This is a genomic window from Nocardia sp. NPDC001965, assembly GCF_053594175.1.
This window is the reverse complement of record NZ_JBSFDZ010000007.1, coordinates 107700-127481: the sequence shown is the minus strand read 5'-3', so window position 1 is coordinate 127481 and position 19782 is coordinate 107700. Positions and strand designations below refer to the sequence as shown.

Genomic DNA, 19782 nt, shown 5'->3' with positions numbered 1-19782 from the left:
GGACTTGTACCCACCAGAACGGTCATAGGTCATCCTCCAGGATGAGTGCCGACGCCCACCATCGGGCGACGCGGGCCCGCAGTGGATAGGGCATGCTGGTCGTCATGATCGAAGTCCGGGGCTTGACCAAGCACTACGGGCAGACCGTCGCGGTCCAGGACCTGACCTTCACTGTGAAACCCGGTCAGGTCACCGGCTTTCTCGGACCGAACGGCGCCGGTAAGTCCACCACTATGCGCATGATTCTCGGCCTGGATCGGCCGACTGCGGGCAGCGCGCTCGTCAACGGCAGACCGTACGGGCAGCTGAAGCATCCATTACGTGAGGTCGGCGCCCTACTGGATGCGAAATGGGTGCATCCGAACCGGTCGGCGCGGGCCCATCTGGAATGGATGGCCGCCTCCAACGGACTGCCGAAATCCCGGGTCGAAGAGGTGTTGCGACTGGTGGGTCTCTCCGAGGTCGCCGGTAAATCCGCCGGTGGGTTCTCGCTCGGCATGTCGCAGCGACTCGGCCTGGCGGGTGCGCTGCTGGGTGATCCGAAGGTCCTGCTGTTCGACGAGCCGGTCAACGGCCTGGACCCGGAGGGCATCCTCTGGATCCGGCGCTTCATGCAGCGGCTGGCCGCCGAGGGCCGTACCGTCCTGGTCTCCAGCCATCTGCTGTCGGAGATGTCGCAGACGGCCGACCACCTGGTGGTCATCGGCCGCGGCCGGCTCATCTCCGATTCCACTACCTCGGAGTTCATCGAACGCGCCTCGGAATCCTCGGTCCGGGTCCGCAGCCCACAGCTCGACGAGCTGCGCAGCCTGCTCACCTCCAACGGGATGACCGTGAAACAGAACGAGGGCGGCGCCGACGGTGCGGCTCTGGTGGTGAACGGAGTCACCAGCGACGCGGTCGGCGCGCTGGCCGGCGAACACAACATCACCCTCTTCGAACTCGCCCCGCAGCGGGGTTCGCTGGAGGAGGCGTTCATGCGGATGACCGGCGGAGATGTCCAGTATCACGGTGAGGTCGGCCCGCAGGGCGATGTCGCGGCGGTCCCGCCGGCCGCCGGCCCGGACCGGCCGGTCGAGGCCGAGGTTCTCGGAGGTACCAAATAATGGGCGTGATCGCCGCGGAACGCATCAAACTCACCTCGACCCGGTCACCCTGGTGGTGTTCGGTGATCGTGGTGGCCCTGGCGGTGGGTTTCGCCGCCCTGTTCGGGCTGATCGGCCGGATCGCGGCCGACGACCCGCAGGCCTCCGGTGCTCCGGCTCTGACCGTGGACACCGCCTTTCTCGGGATCAGCGGGTTCGGGGTCATGGTGCTGGCCATCATGGCCACCCTGACCGTGACCAGCGAATACCGGTTCGGCATCATTCGCACCACTTTCCAGGCGGTGCCCAATCGCCTGCTGGTGATCGGCACCAAGGCCGGTCTGGTCGGGTTGTACGCGGCGGCGCTGACCACTGTGCTGGCCTTCGCCGCGTACGCGGTGGCCAAAGCGGTGGCAGGTGACGCCGGATCGACGCTGGCACTGGAGGGCAACTGGCGGGCGCTGTACGCGATACCGATCCTCGCCTTCCTCAATGTGGTGCTCGCCATCGCCATCGGGGTGCTGGTCCGCCAATCGGCCGCGGCCATCTCGTTGATCGTGCTCTGGCAGCTGATCGTCGAACCGCTGGTCGGCGCGCTGGGTAAGGTGGGACGGGAGATCAGCGCGTTCCTGCCGTTCCAGAACGCGAGCCGTTTCGCGCTGATGGACGAGTCGATGGCGTCGGGTAACTGGCACTGGGGTGCATGGGGCAGCCTCGTCTACTTCATCGCCTTCGTCGCACTCGTCAGCGGCGCCGCACTGCTGGTCGTGAACCGGCGCGACGCCTGACCACGAACCACCCGAGCCGCTTCCCTCGCCGCTCGGGTAGTGGGTAGCGCGACCTTGTCGGGAGGATCGCGCGCCCCGCACACCGGCGGCCACTGCCCGGTCGTCGGAGTGCACTTACCACCGGCCCGGCGCGGTGACGCGCCGGGCCGGTGGTCGTGATCACACAGTGTGGTTGTTCACCCTGGTGATCGGCCCGGTCGCGGAGAACTCTTCGCGAGTTGCCAAATATCTGTAACCATGCGTTCACCAGTGGCAGGCCGGTCGTCGCTACGATCGGGTTCAGGCACCACACGTTTTCCATCGGCGGACCCAACGGCGTGCCGCACTCCTCCGATAGAGAGGCGACAGGTGACGATCATCAGCGTTCCCCCCACGTCCGATTCCCTGAGCTACGCTCGGGACGTGAACGAAAAGCCCTCCGGCCGTGCCGTACCGGAGCCGGAGGTCGACAGCGCCGCCGCGCCGGGCGCCGATCACGCGGATGAGATCGGGATCGGGCTGACCCCCGTACCCGGCAACGGCGAGACCGTCGGCTCCGGCCGCCCCCGCGTCCACCCGCTGTCCGCCCTGATGAGCGTGGCGAACCAGCGTCCGGACGTGATCGAGGTGCTGCGCCGGGCCCGCCATCAGCTCCCGGGTGATCCTGCTTTCGGCGATCCGCTGTCGGTCACCGGTCCCGGTGGCGCCCGCGCCGTCGCGCGCGCCGCCGACCGGCTGGTCGGCGACAACCCCAGTGCCGCCCGGGAGATCGGTTTCGGCGCGCTCCAGGTCTGGCAGGCGATGCTCGAACGCCTGGGGCGCGGTAAGGGCACCGAGGAGATGACGGTGATGTTCACCGATCTGGTCTCCTTCTCCTCCTGGTCGCTGACCGCGGGCGACGAGGCCACGCTCGACCTGCTGCGCAAGGTGGCCAAGGCCATCGAACCCCCCATCGCCGAACGCGGCGGTCAGGTGGTGAAACGGATGGGTGACGGCGTGATGGCGGTCTTCCCGTCCGCCGACCGGGCCGTAGCGGCCGCGATCGCGGCGAAACGCAATCTCGCCGATATCACCGTCGGCTCCTACCGGCCCCGGATGCGGATCGGCTTGCACACCGGATCACCACGCGAGATCGGCGGCGACTGGCTGGGTGTGGATGTCACCATCGCCGCCCGGGTGATGGAGGCGGGTGGCAACGGCAAGATGATGATCTCCGAGACCACGCTGGACGCGCTGGATCCGGAGACCCTGGCCGAACTCGGGCACACCGCCCGCCCCTACCGCCGTAGTTTCTTCGCCGCGCCGCTGAGCGGGGTGCCGGAGGATCTCCGGATCTACCGGATCAGTTCGACGCCCTGACCGACCCCGCGAGTCCAACGGACCGGACCTACCGACGGCGCAGTTCGGTGCGGACGGTACCGAGACAGAGCGCGATCCCTGTTCCTACCTCGTCACGCGGGTACGAACAGGGATCGGTCGCGGTCGGGAATCCAACAGTCGGCCGCGACGTCGCGGTTGTAGTTGTCCCGGAAATAGCCGACCAGATCAGCGATACCGGGATGCGGGTCGGTGCTGTCCCACAGCAGGGCGTGCGGGTAGGCGGGTGTCGGGTCGACCACGGGCACCCGGCGGATATGCGGATGCCACGGTGATTCGAAACCCTCGGCGCTGAAAGTGGCGAGGCTGTCCGAGGCGGCGATGTGCTCGATCACCATGGCGATCGGCGCCGGTCCGCGGTCGGTGGGAATATCGGGGAACATCTCCGATCGGCGGCTGCTGTCGATCACGACTCCGCTGTACCGGCTCAGTTCGCGGTAGTAGTCGGTCCATTCCGACTCCACCGAGGTCCCGGGCACCCACACCGTGACCCCGGCCAGTTCGGCGAGCGTCACCGCCGCCCGGCCGGCCAGCGGATGATCCTTGCCGACCAGCAGATGCAGAAGATCCAGGTGGAACGGGATCGCTTCGATCCGCGCGGGGAGGGCGCGCGGGCCACCGTGGGGGCGGGCGAAGGCCGCGTCGACCCGCCCGGCGACCAGGGCGTCCCGGGAGGTGACGAACGCGTTGGTCAGCACGATCTCGGTATCGCGCTCGGGGTGTCGGCCGAGGTAGTAACGCATGGCCCGCATCTCGGTCGCGCGTTCCCCCAGGACCGCGACCCGCAGCGGCCGCGGCCGCCGGATCACGGTGGCCACCGCCTCGTCGGCGACGGCGAGCAGTGACCGCGCATGCGGCAGGAACCGGGCGGCGGCTGCGGTGGGCGCGGCGCCGGTGGGCACTCGGTCGAACAGGTCGAGGCCGAACCCTCGCTCCAGTCGCGCGATCCGTTTGGACACCGCCTGCTGACTTATCCCGAGCAGCGCCGCGGCCGCGCTGAACTGACCTTCGTCCGCGACGGCGACGAAGGCCCGAACCGTGGCCAGATCCAGTTCGCCCACCCCACCTCCTGATACATCCAACGGTTGTCTCCACTCTCGTGTCGATTGTTCGACTCGTCACCTATGACCTGGTCATATGTAGCCGAAATGACCTTATCGGCCCGGCCTGACCGACAACCGGACGGCCTCGGGACCGGTTCGACGGCACGGGGTTATCGATGACGGACACATCTTTCGTGCATCTGCACAACCACACCGAGTACTCGATGCTCGACGGGATGGCGAAGGTGGGCCCGCTGTTCGCCGAAGCCGAACGGCTGGGGATGCCGGCCGTCGGGATGACCGATCACGGCAATATGTTCGGCGCGGCCGAGTTCTTTCGGGAGTCGCAGCGCTCCCCGGTGAAACCGGTCATCGGTATCGAGGCCTATATCGCGCCGGAATCGCGGTTCTCCGGTAAGCGGGTGTTCTGGGGCGACCCCGGGCAGAAATCCGACGATGTCTCGGGTTCCGGTGCGTACCTGCACCTGACATTGTTCGCCGCGAACGCGGTGGGACTGCGCAACCTCTTCCGGCTGTCGTCGCGGGCCTCCTTCGAAGGGCAGCTGGGGAAATGGCCGCGAATGGACGCCGAGCTCGTCGCCGAGCACGCCGAGGGGGTACTGGCCACCACGGGATGTCCGTCCGGTGAGGTCCAGACCCGGTTGCGCCTGGGACAATTCGACGCGGCCTATGCGGCGGCCGGACGCTGGCGCGACATCTTCGGCGCCGAGAATTTCTTCCTCGAGGTGATGGACCACGGTCTGGCGATCGAGCGCCGGGTCCGCGAAGATCTGCTCGCGATCGGCGCGAAAACCGGGCTGACACCGCTGGCCACCAACGACTGCCACTACGTCCTGCGGCAGCAGGCGGCCGCACACGAGGCGATGCTGTGTGTGCAGACAGGTAAGACACTGTCGGATCCGACCCGTTTCCGGTTCGACGGCGACGGTTTCCATCTCCGGTCCCCGGCGGAGATGCGGGCCCTGTGGGACGACGAGGTGCCCGGCGCCTGCGACGCCACCCTCGCGGTGGCCGAACGAATCGAACCGTACGACGAGATCTGGGAGTTCCGCGACCGGATGCCGGTGTTCCCCGTTCCGGCCGGGCATACCGAGGACAGCTGGTTGCGCCGGGAGGTGGACGCCGGGCTGCGCCGACGGTTCCCCGGTGGCGTTCCCGAGAACTATCGCGACCGCGCGGGATTCGAGCTGGACATCATCCGGGACAAGGGTTTTCCCGCCTACTTCCTGGTGGTCGGCGATCTGATCGCGTACGCGCGCGAGGTGGGGATCCGGGTCGGGCCCGGGCGCGGTTCGGCGGCCGGATCGCTGGTCGCCTACGCGCTCGCGATCACCAATATCGATCCCATCGAGCACGGGCTGTTGTTCGAACGTTTCCTCAATCCCGAACGCCCGTCCGCGCCCGATATAGACATAGATTTCGATGACCGGCGCCGGGGCGAGATGATCCGGTACGCCACCGAACGCTGGGGCGCGGACAAGGTCGCGCAGGTGATCACCTTCGGCACCATCAAGACCAAGGCGGCGATCAAGGACGCCGCCCGCGTGCAGTTCGGGCAGCCCGGCTTCGCGCTGGCCGACCGGATCACCAAGGCATTACCGCCCGCGGTGGCCGCCAAGGATATTCCGGTATCGGGGATCACCGATCCTGCCCACGAGCGCTACGGCGAGGCCGCGGAGGTGCGGGCACTCATCGAATCGGATCCGGATATGCGCCGGATCCACGACACCGCGGTAGGACTCGAGGGGATGGTCCGGGGCGCCGGAGTGCACGCCTGCGCGGTGATCCTGTCCAGTGAGCCGTTGCTCGACACTGTGCCGCTGTGGAAGCGGCCGCAGGACGGCGCGATCATCACCGGCTGGGACTATCCGTCGTGCGAGGCCGTCGGGCTGCTCAAAATGGATTTCCTCGGGTTGCGCACACTCACCGTCGTCGGTGACTGCCTGGACAATATCCGGGCCAACCGCGGTATCGAGATCGACCTGGACACGCTCGCCCTCGGCGACGAACCCACCTACTCCATGCTGGCCCGCGGCGACAACCTCGGTGTCTTCCAGATGGATTCGGCCGGGATGCGGGAACTACTGCTGCGCATGGCACCCACCGAGTTCAACGATCTGGTGGCCTCCAACGCGCTGTACCGCCCCGGGCCGATGGGCGTGGGGGCGCACTGGTCCTACGCCGATCGCAAGAACGGGCGCGAGGCGGTGACACCGATCCACCCCGAACTCGACGAACCGCTGCGCGAGATCCTCGCCGAAACCTACGCGCTGATCGTCTACCAGGAACAGATCATGCAGATAGCCCAGCAGGTCGCCGGTTACTCGCTGGGCCAGGCCGATCTGCTGCGCCGCGCGATGGGCAAGAAGAAACCGGAAGTGCTGGCCATGGAGTTCGAGAACTTCCGCGACGGTATGCGCGGCAACGGCTACCGCGACGAAGCGGTGACCGCGCTCTGGGAGGCGGTGCTGCCCTTCGCGGGGTACGCGTACAACAAATCTCACGCTGCCGGTTACAGCCTGGTGATGTACTGGACCGCCTTCCTCAAGGCCAACTATCCGGCGGAGTTCATGGCAGCGCTGCTCACCTCGGTCGGCGACGACAAGGACAAATCGGCGATCTATCTCGCCGACTGCCGCAAACGCGGGATCCGGGTCCTGCCACCGGATGTGAACCAGTCCGCGGCCACATTCACCAGTGTCGGCCCCGATATCCGCTTCGGCCTGGGCGCCGTCCGCAACGTCGGGGACCCGGTGGTACGGGCGGTGATCCGGGCGCGCGAGTCGGCCGGGGAGTTCACCGGTTTCTCGGACTACCTGACCAAGAGCGACGGGGTGGCATGCACCCGGAAGGTGGTCGAATCGTTGATCAAGGCCGGGGCTTTCGAATCACTCGGGCATCCCCGGAAAGGTCTGTTCTCGATCCACGGCGAAGCGATCGACGCGGTGACCGTCACCAAGAAGGCTGCCGCGCGCGGCCAGTTCGATCTGTTCTCCGGCGCCACCGCCGACCCGGATACGAACGGATCGATATTCGATCTGCCGGTGCCCGACGAGGAATGGGACACCAGGCAGCGACTGGGTTTCGAACGAGAGATGCTCGGACTCTACGTATCCGGCCATCCACTCGACGGGATCGCGACGGCACTCGCCGCCGCCGGCGATACTCCGATCGCCGCCCTGCTCGACCACCGGATACCGCACGGCCGCCGGGTGCGGGTGGCCGGAATCGTCGCCGCGGTGGACCGGCGGGTCACCCGCAGAGGCGAGCCGTGGGCGGTGGTGCGCCTGGAGGATCTGGAGGCGGGTACCGAGATCCTCTTCTTCCCGGCCGCCTATGCCACAGCCGCCGGATATCTCACCGAGGACGCTGTCGCGGTGATCACCGCGACGGTCAGTGTTCGCGACGGCCGGCAATCGCTGCTGGGTGATCAGGTGAGCACACCGGACCTGACCACCGCGGCTTCCGGCCGGCCGCTCACCCTCACCGTTCCCGTCGCTGCCTGCAATCCGCCGACGGTGCGCGCCCTGCGCGAGACTCTGCAACGCCATCCCGGACCGACCGATCTGCGGATCGAGCTGATCGGTGCGCGCGGGCCCCGGCTGCTCGCCCTGGACCCGCGCTTCCGGGTCACCACCTCACCCGCGCTGATGGGCGAGCTGAAAGCCCTCTTCGGACCTGCCTGCCTGCGATGACCATTCGTGGCCCGCTCGATACGGGCCGGAGGTGAGCCCCGGCGGGCAGGTCAGCCGGCCACGTGGACGGCGAGCAGAATCTCCGCCAGACCCGCGGGATCGTCCCGCATGAGGTTGTGCCCGCCGTCCAGTGAGTAGGTGGTCCATCCGGGATCCCGGCTCAGCCGCGCGTGGACACCGGTGAACGGCGAGGGGGTTTCCCACCCGGCGGCGTAGACATAGGTCCGGCTCCGGATATGGGCGAGATCGCCCGTGAGACGCAACGGCTGTCGCACCGAGGCCAGCGGATGCGGTGTCGCCCGCGGGTCGAAGAACGGGAGCGGACGGACGGCATCGCCGGTTTCCACCACGTCCCGATACCACCGATGCTCTTGCTCCGAGGCGAGATCCCAGCAGGAGTCGCCGTGTCCGGGCACCATGGCGTCGATGTACACCAGTGCGGCGACGTGGTCCGGCGCCCGGTCCGCGGCACCGGTGATCACCATGCCCCCGTAACTGTGACCGACGAGTACCGCGTCGCGGATGTTCTCGGCCGCCAGCACCGCGGTGACATCCCGGATATGAGTGTCCAGGTCGATACCGGGGTGACGCAGACTGCTCAGGTCACCAACCCCGGTGAGCGTCACCGGCAGTACCCGGTGCCCGTGTTCGCGAAGACGGTCGGTGAGGTCCTCGAAACACCATCCGCCGTGGCACATACCGGGAATCAGGATGTAGGTCGTCATGAAGTTCTTTCTCCGTTCCGAGTGGAAAGGGTTTGTGTCGCCGCGACGATCGAGCCGAGGGCACAGAGCAGCACCGTCCACAGCACCGGGGCGGTAGCGCCGAACCGATCGGCCAGCGCACCGGCGGCCCAGGGGCCCACCGTCTGCCCAGCCGCGAAAACGGCGGTGCAGGCCGCGAGCGTGGGAGTCCAGTCCGCTGCCGGAATGTGCTTCTCGACGATGGCGGTGACAACAGCCGGAACCGTCATGAAGGTGACCCCGTAGATCGCCGACGCGGCGAGAGCGACGGCGATACCCGACGAGATCAGGGCGAGCGCCGCGCCCCCGCTGAGCGTGGCCAGCACGACGGCCAGGACTCGGTTGCCCGGCCGGTGCGCGATCGGCCCGCGCCACAGCGCGGGCCCGATCGTCACCGCGAGTCCGAGAATTACCCACACACATACGACCTGGGAGTCCGGAGCCGACCGGTCCCGGAGGTACGCGGACAGGAAGGTGATGTAGGTGATGTAGCCGCCCGCGAACAGCAGGTAGGCCAGTACGGTCGGGCGCAACCCCCGCAGCCGGACCCGCCCACCCCCGGCGGCGACCGGGGCCGGCGCCGCGGCGGCGCGCCGACTCACCGCGGCGGCCAGACCCGCGAGGATCCCCAGCCCGAGCCATGCGGACTGCCAGTGACCGCCCATCAACGGAACAGCGATACCGCTCACGATGATGCCGAGTCCGGTGCCGGCGAAGTACACGGTGATGGGCGTACCCGACCCGGCCCGCGCCGCGAGATGAGCGGCGATCACTCCTCCGCTGATGAACACCACCGCCCCCGCCGCACCCGCTCCGGCTCGCAGGATCAGCAGGACCGGGAAGTCGCCGCTGCTTCCGGTGGCTGCCAGCGCGACTGCGATGAGGATCATGGCGCCACGGAAGGCCCGAGCGGGACCGAGACGCCGGACCAGGAGCGGCGTCGCCGCCGCGCCGAGCAGGTACCCGAGACCGTTCGCCGTGGCCGGGATCCCGGCGGCCGCCGAACTCCAGCCGAGATCGGCACGCATGGCCGGTAGCAGCAGACCGTAGGCGAACCGCGCGAAGCCGAGCGCCGAGGCGGTACCGAATGCCAGGCACACTGCCTGCCGCAACACCGGGGTGCCCGTTCCGGCCACCGGCGGATCCGGCGATCTCCGATTGCGCAGCCCGGCGAGATGGGCACGCAATCCGGTCCGGCGCCGCGGTCGGACGGTCTCCGACATGGGACTCCCTAGATAGAACCGATCAGTTCCATCGAACGATAGCAGTACATCGAACCAATCGGTACCATCAAATGTATGCCAGTAGCCAAGGGCTCCACCATCGATCCCGCACGCACCCGCGCCGCGGTGATCGATGCCGCCACCCCGCTGCTCTACGACCGCGGTATCGACGGGGTCGGCGTCGCCGAACTGTGCACGCGGCTGGGGATATCGAAAGAAACGCTGTACCGACACTTCGGCACCAAGGAGGGGCTCGTCCACGCCGTGCTCGAAGCACGCAGCGACCGGGTGATCACCTGGCTCACCGGAGCTGCCACAGCGGCAGGCCCCGACCCGGCCGACCGGCTGGCCGCCGTCTTCGCCGCGCTGGGCGAGTGGTACCTCGAACCCACCTTCCGCGGGTGCGCCATGATCAACGCCGCGACCCAGCACTACGACCCCGAGATCCGGGCCGTCACGGCCCGGCATCTGGACCGATGCCTGGCGCTGTTCACCGATATCGCCACCCGAACCGGCTCCGACGCACCGGATGCCCTGGGCCGGCAGTTGCTCATCGTCATGGAAGGCGCGACGGCGGTGGCAGCTCATCTGGGCCCGGACCAGGTCGGCGAACAAGCATGCGCTGCCGCGCTCTCCCTGCTGAACTCGACGATATCCGCACACAACGGCGCACTCGATGCGGATGCCCGGCCGCGGTGAAGTCGCACACCGCTGACACATCCGGCGGATTCGTTCCACTTCATCTCCACCGCCACCTCCGGCCATCCGGCGTCCGGCCCGATACCGCCGGCATATGGCCCGGCCCGATACCGCCGGCATATGGCCCGGAAGGGTTATCCGGAGCCGGCGAACCGGGGCGCAGCGTGGTGCGGCACAGTTGCGGTGGTGGACCGCGGGCTGGACGAAGTGTGGCGAACAGTGCGCGAGGTACTCGGCACGGCAGCAAGGGACGGCGGCCCCGCGATCGCGGCGTTCCCGGCGCGGGCCGCCGACCACCTCACCGAGGCGGCCGGCCGGCTCGAACGAGCGGCCGCGACGGGTGTACCCGATCAGCCGGCCGGCTTCGGTCCGGACGGCGAGATCGTCGCCACCGCCAGGTCTTCCTCCTACGTACGCGGCCGCGATCTGATCGACGAGGTGGACTACATCGCGCTGCGGCAGGCGCGAGGAAAAAATCAGCGCATGTCGTCCTCCCCGACTTTCGAGGAGATCCAACGACTGCAGGGATTCGACGGCCCGCACACCATCGTGGCGAAGAGCGCGATCGACGCAGTGGTCACCCGCAAAAGGCCGGCCCTGTACCGAGGGTTCGAGGAGGAACGGTACCGGGACGCCTTCGTCGCCGGCCCGGTGCGGCCCGGCGGCGGCACCACCGGGTACGGAACCTACGCCACCCCACTGGAGGAAGTCGCGCTCCATTACGCCGATCCCACCCGCAGAAGCGATCCCGCCGCCCGGCAGGCCCGGGTACTGCGGATGGCGTTACGCCCCGAGGCCAACGTGATCGGCCTGCGTGCCCTCGAGTCCGAACGCCGCGGCGTCATGGCACAGATCGATCGTGACCTACGGGACGTGCGCAATATCGCGAGGCCGACGACCGAGGACACGACTCGCTACGTGGAGCTGATGGAGATGCAGCTGGTGGTGGGCGATCTCGGCCAGTACGGTGCGCTGCGCGGCTACGACGTCATCGACGGATCCGACACGTTCAGGAACCAGGAGTGGAACATCCTCAATCCGACCGCCCTGATGGTCCAACGCTGACCGCCACCGTCCGGACGCGACCCGGTGCGTCCGGTCCCGCACACCATCGGCCCTGAGCATCCGGGTCGATTCGTCGCGGGCCCCGGCCGCGCCCCGATCGGCACCGCTACAGATCGAGATGCCGGTTGATCGCCATGGCAGCCTCGGCCAGGTCGGGGAGTTCGAGTACGCGGATCCCGCGCTCGCGTAGCTTCTCCACCCCCACACAGTTCTCGACGAAGGTCGACGGCTCCCGCCAGGCGATCACGACGACCGGGATCCCGGCCGCGAGCACTCGGTCGGTACACGGCAGCCGGGTCTCGGTCGCCCGCTCCGAACAGGGTTCCAGGGTGCTGTAGAGCGTCGCCCGCCGCAGTCGTGGATCGTCGGGATCCAGTTTGTCCAGCGCGGATTCCTCGGCGTGCACCTTCGGATCGGATTCCCGGGAGTAGCCAGTGGATATCTCGGCACCATCGGCCACGATCACGGCACCCACCGAAAACGCACCGGGGACCTGCGGACTCAGCCGCGAGAGAGCTATCGCCCGTTCCATCCAGTAGTGGTGATCGGGTTCGGGCACCGGGCCTCCTGTCCAGGGTGGTCGGGCGCAGTCCGTCCGCAGACCGCGCACGGCCGGAGCGAAGGCGGAGGTACGCCTGGTATCGCTGTCGGGCGCAGTCCGTCCGCAGACCGCGCACGGCCGGAGCGAAGGCGGAGGTACGCCTAGGGGCGATACCGCAACACTGCCACATCCCCGAGCCGGTCGATATCGATCAGACGCATCCGGTGGGTGGAGCCGCCGGGGAATCGGGCGGGATGCAGGAAACGCGGTGCGGCCGGGTCGCCGACCAGGGTAGGTCCGACGGCGAGCTGTAGTTCGTCGGCCAATCCACCGGCCAGGAGGGCGGTGTGGATCCGGCCGCCGCCCTCCACCATGAGCCGCCGGATACCGCGGGCACCGAGATCGTCGAGCAGCGGCCCGAATCCGAGGTCGGGGCCGAGCGCCACGATCTCGGCGGTTCCGGGGAGGCGGTCGCGCAGTCGGCGTGCGCCGTCCTCGGTGGTGTACACCAGCGGTGCGTGTTCGGCGGTTCCGTGATGCCAGAAACGTGCTTCCGGGTCCAGATCACCGCTCGCGGTCACCGTCACCTTGCGGGGGTATTCGGTCCGGCCCGCGGCGACCCGCTCGGCGCGTCGCGACTCGTCCCGCACGATCAGCCGTGGATTGTCGCGCCGCACGGTCTCGGCACCGACGAGTATCGCGTCCGCCCAGGCACGAACCCCGTCCACCCGGTCGAAATCCGCGTCGTTGGACAGCAGCAGACGTTCGGGCTCCGTATCGTCGATATAACCGTCGACACTCGTCGCGACCGACAGCAATACGTACGGTCTGCCCGCGCGCGTGGTTTCGTCGGCGACGGTGTCCATCTCAGTCCTCGGGTCCCAGCACGGCGCTGCGCGGGATCCCGAGCACCCGGGAATCCGCCGGTGCGGCCCCCGCTTCCGGATCGCCCACTCCACCCACCGGATCCGGGGCACCGCTGGGCTCCGGATTCTCCGGCGGGTACGGGGGGTTCAGCAGTACCGCGCGCTCACCCGGACCGCCCGGTTCGGCGTGCAGCCAGATGAACTCCGCGCCCAGGTCGACCGTGCGTGGCAGCGTGGCGACCAGTTCCGCCGCTTCGGCCGCCGAGCATTCCTCCGGGTCCATCCGGGCGGAGGTGGCCCGCAGCCCGGGCCAGGCGTCGGCGAAACCGGCGTGCAGCCGACGCTGATCGACCTCGTCCTCGGGAACCCAGGCGAGCTCCACACTTTCCATATTCGGGAAGACCGGCAGCGGTTTACCGGCGTCGGCGATCACGGTGGTGTATGTCCAGCCGCTCGGGGCGGTGGCGGTGACCCGTTGCGCGCGGACCCGGATATCGGCTGCCTTGATCCCGGCTTCCTCGTCGGCTTCGCGGACCGCGGCGTGCACCGCCGTCTCGTCGCTGTCGCGTGCTCCGCCGGGCAGTGCCCAGGTTCCGCCCTGGTGGCTCCACAGGGCGCGATGCTGTAGCAGCACCGCCGAACCACCTGTACCGAGCGGGGCACGCAACAGCAGCCCGGCCGCACCGAACAGGCCCCAGTGCCGCACACCACCCGGGCTTATGGACCACCCGTCACCGTCTCCACGCATCTCGCACCGCCCTCGTCGACCGTCGTCTCCATCCTGCCCCACGGCACCGAATGGGTGAGGGTTGTGGAGGTCGGGGCGCGCTCGTGGAGAATACCGAATACGCTCATAGGCGCGGTGTGGGCGATCTCGCGCGGCACCGGCGAAGCGATACAGCGCACACGGCGCCCAGAGTTGGAGGGTGGACATGACGCGGTTGGCGGTGGATCGGGTGGTATCCGAACCCGACCCGGCCCACCCGGAACCGGCGCCCGTCTCCGGCCGAGCGGGCATCGTCCGCCCCCGGATCACGCAGGCCTGGAAATGGTTGAATCCGGCACGGTTACGCCTGTTCGCGCAGTCGTCGCCGGGACGGCTGCTCGGGGTGGGATTGCTGCTGGTCGTGCTGTGTCTGGGTTCGGGGGCGATCACCGCGGGCGCCGTCCACGACCGCCAGCGCGACCTCGACATACTGCTCGCCCACACCGAACCCGATGCGAACGCGGCACATCGGCTCTACACCTCGCTCTCGGTCGCCGACGCGGCCGCGGCCACGGCATTCATCTCCGGTGGTCTGGAACCCCAGCAGGTGCGCGAACGCTACAGCCAGGCGCTGGGGGAAGCGGGCGCCGATCTGGTGACACTGTCCGGTGACGACGCCCAGGATGTCGGGCAGCGGATGGGGATCGGATCGGGGCTCCCGGTGTACTCGGGCCTGGTGGAGACCGCCCGTGCGAACAACCGTGAAGGGCATCCGGTCGGCGCGGCGTATCTGAGCGAGGCATCCTCGCAGATGCAAACGGTGCTGCTGCCGACGGCGGAACAGCTGTACGTGCGCCGCGCGGCCGCGGTCGATACCGCCCAGGACCGGCACGTCCGGCCGCCGTGGTTCGCGATCGTACTGCTCGTGGTGACCGTGATCGCGCTCGTCTGGGGGCAACGGCTGCTGGCCCGGCACTGGCACCGGACCTTCAATCCCGGTCTGCTGCTGGCCTCGGGCGCGCTGCTGATCCTCATGCTGTGGACAGTGATCGCCGGATCGGTCTCGTCGGTGGCCATGTCCAGCGGCCGCGCCGACGGCACGGTACCCGCCGCCCGGCTCACCGAGAGTCGTATCCTCGCGCAGCAGGCGCGGTCGGCGGAAACCCTGAAACTGGTACGCCGCGACACCACCGGCGACTACGACCACGCGTTCGACGCCAATATCACCCGGCTCAACGAATTGCTCGCCGGCCACACCGACCGGGCCACCGTCGACGCGCGCGCCGCCCTGCTGCACTGGTTGGCCGCACATCAGCGGATGAACGAGGCACTCAACCGCGGGGAATTCGCCCGGGCGGCCACGATCGCGACCGCGCCGGGCGCCGAGAACGCGACCGTCCATGTGGAATCCCTGGACAACGCGCTGGCCGGCGGTATCACCGACACCCGGGAGACACTGCGCAGCAATATTTTCCACAGCGCCCGGGTACTCGACTATCTGGCGCCCGGTGCACTGATCCTCGGTATCGCCGCCGCGGCGTATATCGCCTTCGGCATCTGGCCAAGACTGCGGGAGTATCGATGAGGTTTGCGCGAATCCCGGCCCGACCGGTGGGCCCGCGGCGGCCGACGCGGCGATCGTGGCCGCTACGGGCCGGTGTGGCGTGCACCGCCCTGCTGCTCGCGGGTTGCGCTACCGGCCCGGGCCCGCACAGCGAGATACCGCACAGCGACTACGCCGCACCGCCGCTACCCGCCCAGGCGACGGCGATGGAAGCCGACGGCCCGTTACCCCTGCCCGACGACCCCACCAACTGTGGCGATCCGACCGCTGGGCTGCGCCCCATCGGCCCGGGTGCGACGGGTCCCGTGCTGGACCGGATCCGGGCCCGCGGCCGGCTGGTCGTGGGCTTGGACACCGGGAGCAATCTGTTCAGCTTCCGGGATCCCGAGAGCGGTGTGATCGTCGGTTTCGATGCCGATATCGCCCGCGAAGTGGCCCGGGATCTCTTCGGCGATCCAGAGAAGATCGAATACCGCAGTCTCGGTTCCGAGGAGCGGGAGGACGCGCTGATCGAACACCGGGTGGACATGGTCGTCAAGACCATGACCATCACGTGCGCCCGGTTGGAGCGGGTGGCCTTCTCCACGGTGTATCTGAAGGCACATCAGCGGGTGCTCGCGATGCAGAATTCCGGGATCCGGAGTCTGGCGGATCTGGCGAACAAGCGGGTCTGCACCATCCGCGGCACCACCTCGCTGGAACATATCAGCCAGATCCAGCCCGATGCCTCCATTCTCACCGTGCCCACCTGGGCCGACTGCCTGGTGGTGTTGCAGCAGCGGCAGGTCGACGCGGTGAGCACCGACGACGCGATCCTGGCCGGTCTCGCCGAACAGGACCCCTACACCGAACTGGTGGGCCCGAGTATCAGTGAGGAACCGTACGGGATCGGTATCCCCAAGGGGGACGATGATCTGGTGCGATTCGTCAACGGCACACTCGACCGCGTCCGCGCGGACGGTACCTGGAGCCGTCTCTACAACAAGTGGCTGTCGGCCCTCGGCCCCACTCCCGGACCCCCGCCGCCGACCTATCGGGACTGATCGCCTTGGCGACGGACGAGTCGGGAACCCGGTCCGGCTCCGGTGATGATCCGGAGCCGCCGGCGACCCGTGCGGTCGACGCCACCGCGCTCCGGTCGCCGGACGAGACACCCAGTGCGGCCACCCAGCTCGGCGCCGGGCGCTCCCGGGACGAGCGTGCTACGCCCGGGGCCGCCGCGAGCCCGGGCACCGGATCGGCCGATACCCCCGAGGCAGTCGCGGTCGCGGAGAAAGCCGTCACCACGGCAGCGAGTACCGGCGGCGCACCGGAAACGGCGGCGGTTGCGAGCACCGGGGCCGCACCGGACACTGCGGCGGTCGCCGGTACCGCCGCGTATCCGGGCACCGCGGCGGATGCGTCGTCCGCGAGCACCGGGAGAAGGCCCGACGGTGGATCGACCGTGGGATCCGGGCGCGGCAGCGGATCCCAGCTGCGGACCGGGCGGAGCTCGCGCACCGTGCGGTCCCGGCCCACGGTGCGCACGCTGGTCGCGGGACTGGTCGAGATCCCACCCGTCGCGGCGGCCGACCCGGTCGCCGCGGTCCTGACCGACCCGGTCGTGGCGGAGGGCAAACGCTTCTGCTGGCGCTGCGGTAAGCCGGTGGGCCGGGCGGATGCGACCGGCCCGGCCACCACCCGCGGCATCTGCCCGAATTGCGATGCCGCCTACGATTTCCGTCCGACGCTGAGCCCGGGCGATATGGTCGCCGGCCAGTACGAGGTACAGGGTTGTCTCGCGCACGGCGGGCTGGGCTGGATCTACCTGGCCGTCGACCGTAATGTCAGCGACCGCTGGGTGGTGCTCAAGGGGCTGCTGCACGCCGACGATATCGAGGCACAGGCAGTGGCCGTGGCGGAGCGGGAGTTCCTGGCCGAGGTCGCCCACCCCGGTATCGTGAAGATCCACAACTTCGTCGAACACCTGACACCCGACGGGGAACCGATCGGGTTCATCGTGATGGAGTACGTGGGCGGCCGGTCCCTGCGCGGCATGCTCGACGACCACAGACGTCCCGAGCGGATCCCGGTGGACCAGGCCATCGCCTACATCCTGGAAGTACTGCCCGCACTGGACTACCTGCACGCGACCGGGCTCACCTACAACGACCTCAAACCCGACAACATCATGGTGACCGAGGACCAGGTCAAACTGCTCGATCTGGGGGCGGTGGCACCGATCGAGGCCTACGGGAACCTGTACGGGACACGCGGGTTCCAGGCGCCCGAGATCGCCCGGACCGGGCCCACGATCGCCTCCGATATCTACACGGTCGGCCGTACTCTCGCCGTGCTCACCCTGAACATGCCCACCGAGCACGGCGCCTATCGAGACGGGCTGCCCACGCCGGAGGACGATCCGATGCTGGCGCGCTACGAATCGTTCCATCGGCTGCTGCTGTGTGCCACCGATCCCGATCCGGATCGCCGGTTCCCCTCGGCCGGTGCCATGGCCGACCAGCTGTCGGGGGTGCTACGGGAGATCCTGGCGCTGGACACCGGTGTGGAGCGACCGCACCGATCCACAGTTTTCGGCAAACAGCGCAGTGCGTTCGGGGCCCAGGAGCTGATCGGTCAGACCGATGCCTACGCCGACGGTATCGCCCGCGACACCCTGCTCTCGGCCACCGATATCGCGGCCGCGCTGCCGATCCCGATGCTGCCCCGCAGCGATCCGGCCGCCGCCCGACTCACCGACACCCTGCAGTCGGATCCGGAGCAGGCGCTGGCCGCGCTGCACGAAGCGCGTGAACAGCTCGCCGAAGACCCGGCCGCGGCACCGGAGAATCTGGAACGCGAACTTCGCCTCGCCGAGGCCCGGATTCTGCTGGATTCCGGCCGCGTCACCGAAGCCACCGAACTGCTCGACGCGATACCGCGGACCAGCCGCCGGGATTGGCGTATCGACTGGTACACCGGTTTGGCCGGGTTGCGTGAGAACGACTACGAGAAGGCTTATTCCGCGTTCGACGCCGTGTTGCGAGTGCTGCCGGGCGAACTGGCGCCGAAACTCGCGCTGGCAGCCACCGCCGAACTCGTACTCCAGCATTGGGAACCGGACGAGACCCGGGCCTGGCGTGATTACGCCGAGAACTTCTACGCCACCGCCTGGCGCACCGACCACAGTCTGGTGAGCGCGGCGTTCGGTTCGGCCCGCCTGCTCACCGCGGCCGGCCGGCACCCGGAAGCCGTCGCCGCACTGGACGAGGTGCCCGGTTCCTCCCGCTACTTCACGACCGCCCGGATGACCGTGGTGTTGTTGCTGCTCACCAGTGCGCCCGTGGCCGAACTACCGGAAGATCTGTTGCGCGAGGCGGCGGCCCGCGTGGAAGCGCTGCCGCCCGACGAACGCCGCGCGGTCCAGCTGCGGGTCATGGTGCTGGGCAGTGCCCTGGCCTGGCTGCGGGCCGGTAACACCCCGCGCCGGCCCCGGCCACCGATCATGGGAATCGCGTTCACCGAGCACGCCCTGCGAGACGGGACCGAATCCGGTCTGCGCACTCTCGCGCGCTTCGCGCCCGGCCGCCGCCACCGCTACGCGCTGGTCGACTTGGCCAATTACATCCGGCCGACCACCTGGTTCTGATACGGCGTGCTCAGGCGGTGCCGGACAGTATGTTCCGACTGCGGACTGTACCCATATTCCCGAAACCCGCGGCGGATGTCTCCGGGCCGGTGCCGGCCGTAGCCTTCGATGACCGGGCGCGGCGCCGCGCAGTACCGATCCGGCCGCCTGGCCGCACGAACCGCCGGATCCCTCCCACCGCTGGCGGACCGGGCCGCGCCGGTACCTGCCGGTCGGCGGTAGTTTCGACCCCGCGACCGATGCACGAGCGAAAGCAGTTCTGAATGACGGACCCGGCCCATCCCGCCCGCGTCGTATCCGCCGCCGATATCCAGCAGGTCGTGGGACCGCAGGACCAGTTCCTGGTGCCCTGCGTCACCGCTGAGACCTGTGGCGCCCGAGCGATCTCCGCGGGCCTGGTGAACATGCCACCGGGCAAGATCGCGCGAGCGCACTACCACGCGCATTCCGAGACTATCGTCGTGTGCACCCGTGGTACCGCCGCGACGCTGATCGGCCCGGATCTGGTCCCGCATGTGCACGGGCCCGGTGAATTCCTCTACATCCCGGCGGGAGTCGTGCACGTCGCCGTGAACCTGAGCGCGGCCGAGGATCTGGTCGCCCTCGATATCCGCACCGATCCGAAGTTCAGCGAGGACACGGTCCTGGCACCGGAGTTCGACGAAGCCGCCGCCGCGGTCGCGGCGCGGTTGCTGCGGGAACACGCTGCGGCGTGAACGGCATCGTCACCCGCGAGGCGGGGAGCGACACTGCACCGAG

The 19782-nt window shown here is 68.8% G+C and carries 16 protein-coding genes; 10 read left to right on the top strand and 6 right to left on the bottom strand.

The window, feature by feature from the left end:
* The first annotated feature begins 104 nt into the window (after positions 1-104).
* From ACWCPQ_RS13515 to ACWCPQ_RS13505, 3 genes are all read left to right on the top strand, one after another.
* On the top strand, positions 105-1106 hold the full coding sequence (locus ACWCPQ_RS13515) for an ABC transporter ATP-binding protein (protein ID WP_449898126.1): 1002 nt from the start codon (positions 105-107) through the stop codon (positions 1104-1106).
* Complete coding sequence (locus ACWCPQ_RS13510; RefSeq protein ID WP_449898124.1) at positions 1106-1873, top strand: ABC transporter permease; 768 nt, start codon at positions 1106-1108, stop codon at positions 1871-1873. Before ACWCPQ_RS13515 ends, ACWCPQ_RS13510 begins: the two co-directional genes overlap by 1 nt.
* 570 nt (positions 1874-2443) lie before the next feature.
* Entirely contained in the window at positions 2444-3211 is a 768-nt protein-coding gene (locus ACWCPQ_RS13505; protein ID WP_449898426.1) for an adenylate/guanylate cyclase domain-containing protein, read from the top strand.
* Positions 3212-3303: 92 nt separating this feature from the next.
* Here ACWCPQ_RS13505 and ACWCPQ_RS13500 read toward each other — a convergent pair whose 3' ends face one another.
* The gene (locus ACWCPQ_RS13500; protein ID WP_449898121.1) at positions 3304-4290 is read right to left on the bottom strand and encodes a LysR family transcriptional regulator; all 987 of its coding nucleotides are present in this window, start codon (positions 4288-4290) and stop codon (positions 3304-3306) included.
* A 158-nt stretch (positions 4291-4448) separates the two neighbouring features.
* Here ACWCPQ_RS13500 and dnaE point away from each other — a divergent pair, with 158 nt between their 5' ends.
* Positions 4449-7988, top strand: coding sequence for a DNA polymerase III subunit alpha (dnaE, locus tag ACWCPQ_RS13495; RefSeq protein WP_449898119.1), 3540 nt, complete (start codon positions 4449-4451; stop codon positions 7986-7988).
* 50 nt (positions 7989-8038) lie between these two features.
* On the opposite strand, the gene ACWCPQ_RS13490 is transcribed toward dnaE, so the two are convergent.
* Together ACWCPQ_RS13490 and ACWCPQ_RS13485 are read right to left on the bottom strand one after the other, a co-directional pair.
* Positions 8039-8713, bottom strand: a complete 675-nt coding sequence (locus tag ACWCPQ_RS13490) for an alpha/beta fold hydrolase (protein WP_449898116.1) — start codon at positions 8711-8713, stop codon at positions 8039-8041.
* Positions 8710-9954, bottom strand: a complete 1245-nt coding sequence (locus ACWCPQ_RS13485) for a YbfB/YjiJ family MFS transporter (RefSeq protein ID WP_449898114.1) — start codon at positions 9952-9954, stop codon at positions 8710-8712. The genes ACWCPQ_RS13490 and ACWCPQ_RS13485 overlap by 4 nt, the downstream gene beginning before the upstream one ends.
* A gap of 75 nt (positions 9955-10029) precedes the next feature.
* Here ACWCPQ_RS13485 and ACWCPQ_RS13480 point away from each other — a divergent pair, with 75 nt between their 5' ends.
* Both ACWCPQ_RS13480 and ACWCPQ_RS13475 read left to right on the top strand, forming a co-directional pair.
* Positions 10030-10653 (top strand): TetR/AcrR family transcriptional regulator, encoded by a 624-nt coding sequence (locus tag ACWCPQ_RS13480; protein WP_449898112.1) that lies wholly within the window; start codon positions 10030-10032, stop codon positions 10651-10653.
* A gap of 186 nt (positions 10654-10839) precedes the next feature.
* On the top strand, positions 10840-11718 hold the full coding sequence (locus ACWCPQ_RS13475; RefSeq protein ID WP_449898111.1) for a hypothetical protein: 879 nt from the start codon (positions 10840-10842) through the stop codon (positions 11716-11718).
* A 106-nt stretch (positions 11719-11824) separates the two neighbouring features.
* On the opposite strand, the gene ACWCPQ_RS13470 is transcribed toward ACWCPQ_RS13475, so the two are convergent.
* From ACWCPQ_RS13470 to ACWCPQ_RS13460, 3 genes are all read right to left on the bottom strand, one after another.
* Positions 11825-12277 carry a deaminase gene (locus ACWCPQ_RS13470; protein WP_449898109.1) on the bottom strand — a complete coding sequence of 151 codons (453 nt, stop codon included), beginning with the start codon at positions 12275-12277 and terminating at the stop codon, positions 11825-11827.
* Positions 12278-12420: 143 nt separating this feature from the next.
* Entirely contained in the window at positions 12421-13125 is a 705-nt protein-coding gene (locus ACWCPQ_RS13465) for a RibD family protein (protein ID WP_449898107.1), read from the bottom strand.
* A gap of 1 nt (position 13126) precedes the next feature.
* On the bottom strand, positions 13127-13873 hold the full coding sequence (locus tag ACWCPQ_RS13460) for an NUDIX hydrolase (protein ID WP_449898104.1): 747 nt from the start codon (positions 13871-13873) through the stop codon (positions 13127-13129).
* 184 nt (positions 13874-14057) lie between these two features.
* Between ACWCPQ_RS13460 and ACWCPQ_RS13455 the strand changes: the two genes are divergently transcribed.
* From ACWCPQ_RS13455 to ACWCPQ_RS13440, 4 genes are all read left to right on the top strand, one after another.
* Complete coding sequence (locus ACWCPQ_RS13455) at positions 14058-15416, top strand: hypothetical protein (protein WP_449898102.1); 1359 nt, start codon at positions 14058-14060, stop codon at positions 15414-15416.
* A complete protein-coding gene (locus tag ACWCPQ_RS13450) occupies positions 15413-16438 on the top strand; it encodes a transporter substrate-binding domain-containing protein (protein ID WP_449898100.1) in 1026 nt (341 codons plus the stop codon). The genes ACWCPQ_RS13455 and ACWCPQ_RS13450 overlap by 4 nt, the downstream gene beginning before the upstream one ends.
* Positions 16439-16443: 5 nt before the next feature.
* A complete protein-coding gene (locus tag ACWCPQ_RS13445) occupies positions 16444-19023 on the top strand; it encodes a tetratricopeptide repeat protein (protein WP_449898097.1) in 2580 nt (859 codons plus the stop codon).
* A 263-nt stretch (positions 19024-19286) separates the two neighbouring features.
* Positions 19287-19739, top strand: coding sequence for a cupin domain-containing protein (locus ACWCPQ_RS13440; RefSeq protein ID WP_449898095.1), 453 nt, complete (start codon positions 19287-19289; stop codon positions 19737-19739).
* Positions 19740-19782 lie beyond the last annotated feature (43 nt).

Excerpts from the sequence above, each read along its gene's own strand:
- ACWCPQ_RS13460 (WP_449898104.1), bottom strand. The coding sequence starts at position 13,873 with ATGCGTGGAGACGGTGACGGGTGGTCCATAAGCCCGGGTGGTGTGCGG.
- ACWCPQ_RS13465 (WP_449898107.1), bottom strand. The coding sequence starts at position 13,125 with ATGGACACCGTCGCCGACGAAACCACGCGCGCGGGCAGACCGTACGTA.
- ACWCPQ_RS13440 (WP_449898095.1), top strand. The coding sequence starts at position 19,287 with ATGACGGACCCGGCCCATCCCGCCCGCGTCGTATCCGCCGCCGATATC.
- ACWCPQ_RS13515 (WP_449898126.1), top strand. The coding sequence starts at position 105 with ATGATCGAAGTCCGGGGCTTGACCAAGCACTACGGGCAGACCGTCGCG.
- ACWCPQ_RS13480 (WP_449898112.1), top strand. The coding sequence starts at position 10,030 with ATGCCAGTAGCCAAGGGCTCCACCATCGATCCCGCACGCACCCGCGCC.
- dnaE (WP_449898119.1), top strand. The coding sequence starts at position 4,449 with ATGACGGACACATCTTTCGTGCATCTGCACAACCACACCGAGTACTCG.
- ACWCPQ_RS13455 (WP_449898102.1), top strand. The coding sequence starts at position 14,058 with ATGACGCGGTTGGCGGTGGATCGGGTGGTATCCGAACCCGACCCGGCC.
- ACWCPQ_RS13450 (WP_449898100.1), top strand. The coding sequence starts at position 15,413 with ATGAGGTTTGCGCGAATCCCGGCCCGACCGGTGGGCCCGCGGCGGCCG.
- ACWCPQ_RS13490 (WP_449898116.1), bottom strand. The coding sequence starts at position 8,713 with ATGACGACCTACATCCTGATTCCCGGTATGTGCCACGGCGGATGGTGT.
- ACWCPQ_RS13485 (WP_449898114.1), bottom strand. The coding sequence starts at position 9,954 with ATGTCGGAGACCGTCCGACCGCGGCGCCGGACCGGATTGCGTGCCCAT.
- ACWCPQ_RS13505 (WP_449898426.1), top strand. The coding sequence starts at position 2,444 with ATGAGCGTGGCGAACCAGCGTCCGGACGTGATCGAGGTGCTGCGCCGG.
- ACWCPQ_RS13510 (WP_449898124.1), top strand. The coding sequence starts at position 1,106 with ATGGGCGTGATCGCCGCGGAACGCATCAAACTCACCTCGACCCGGTCA.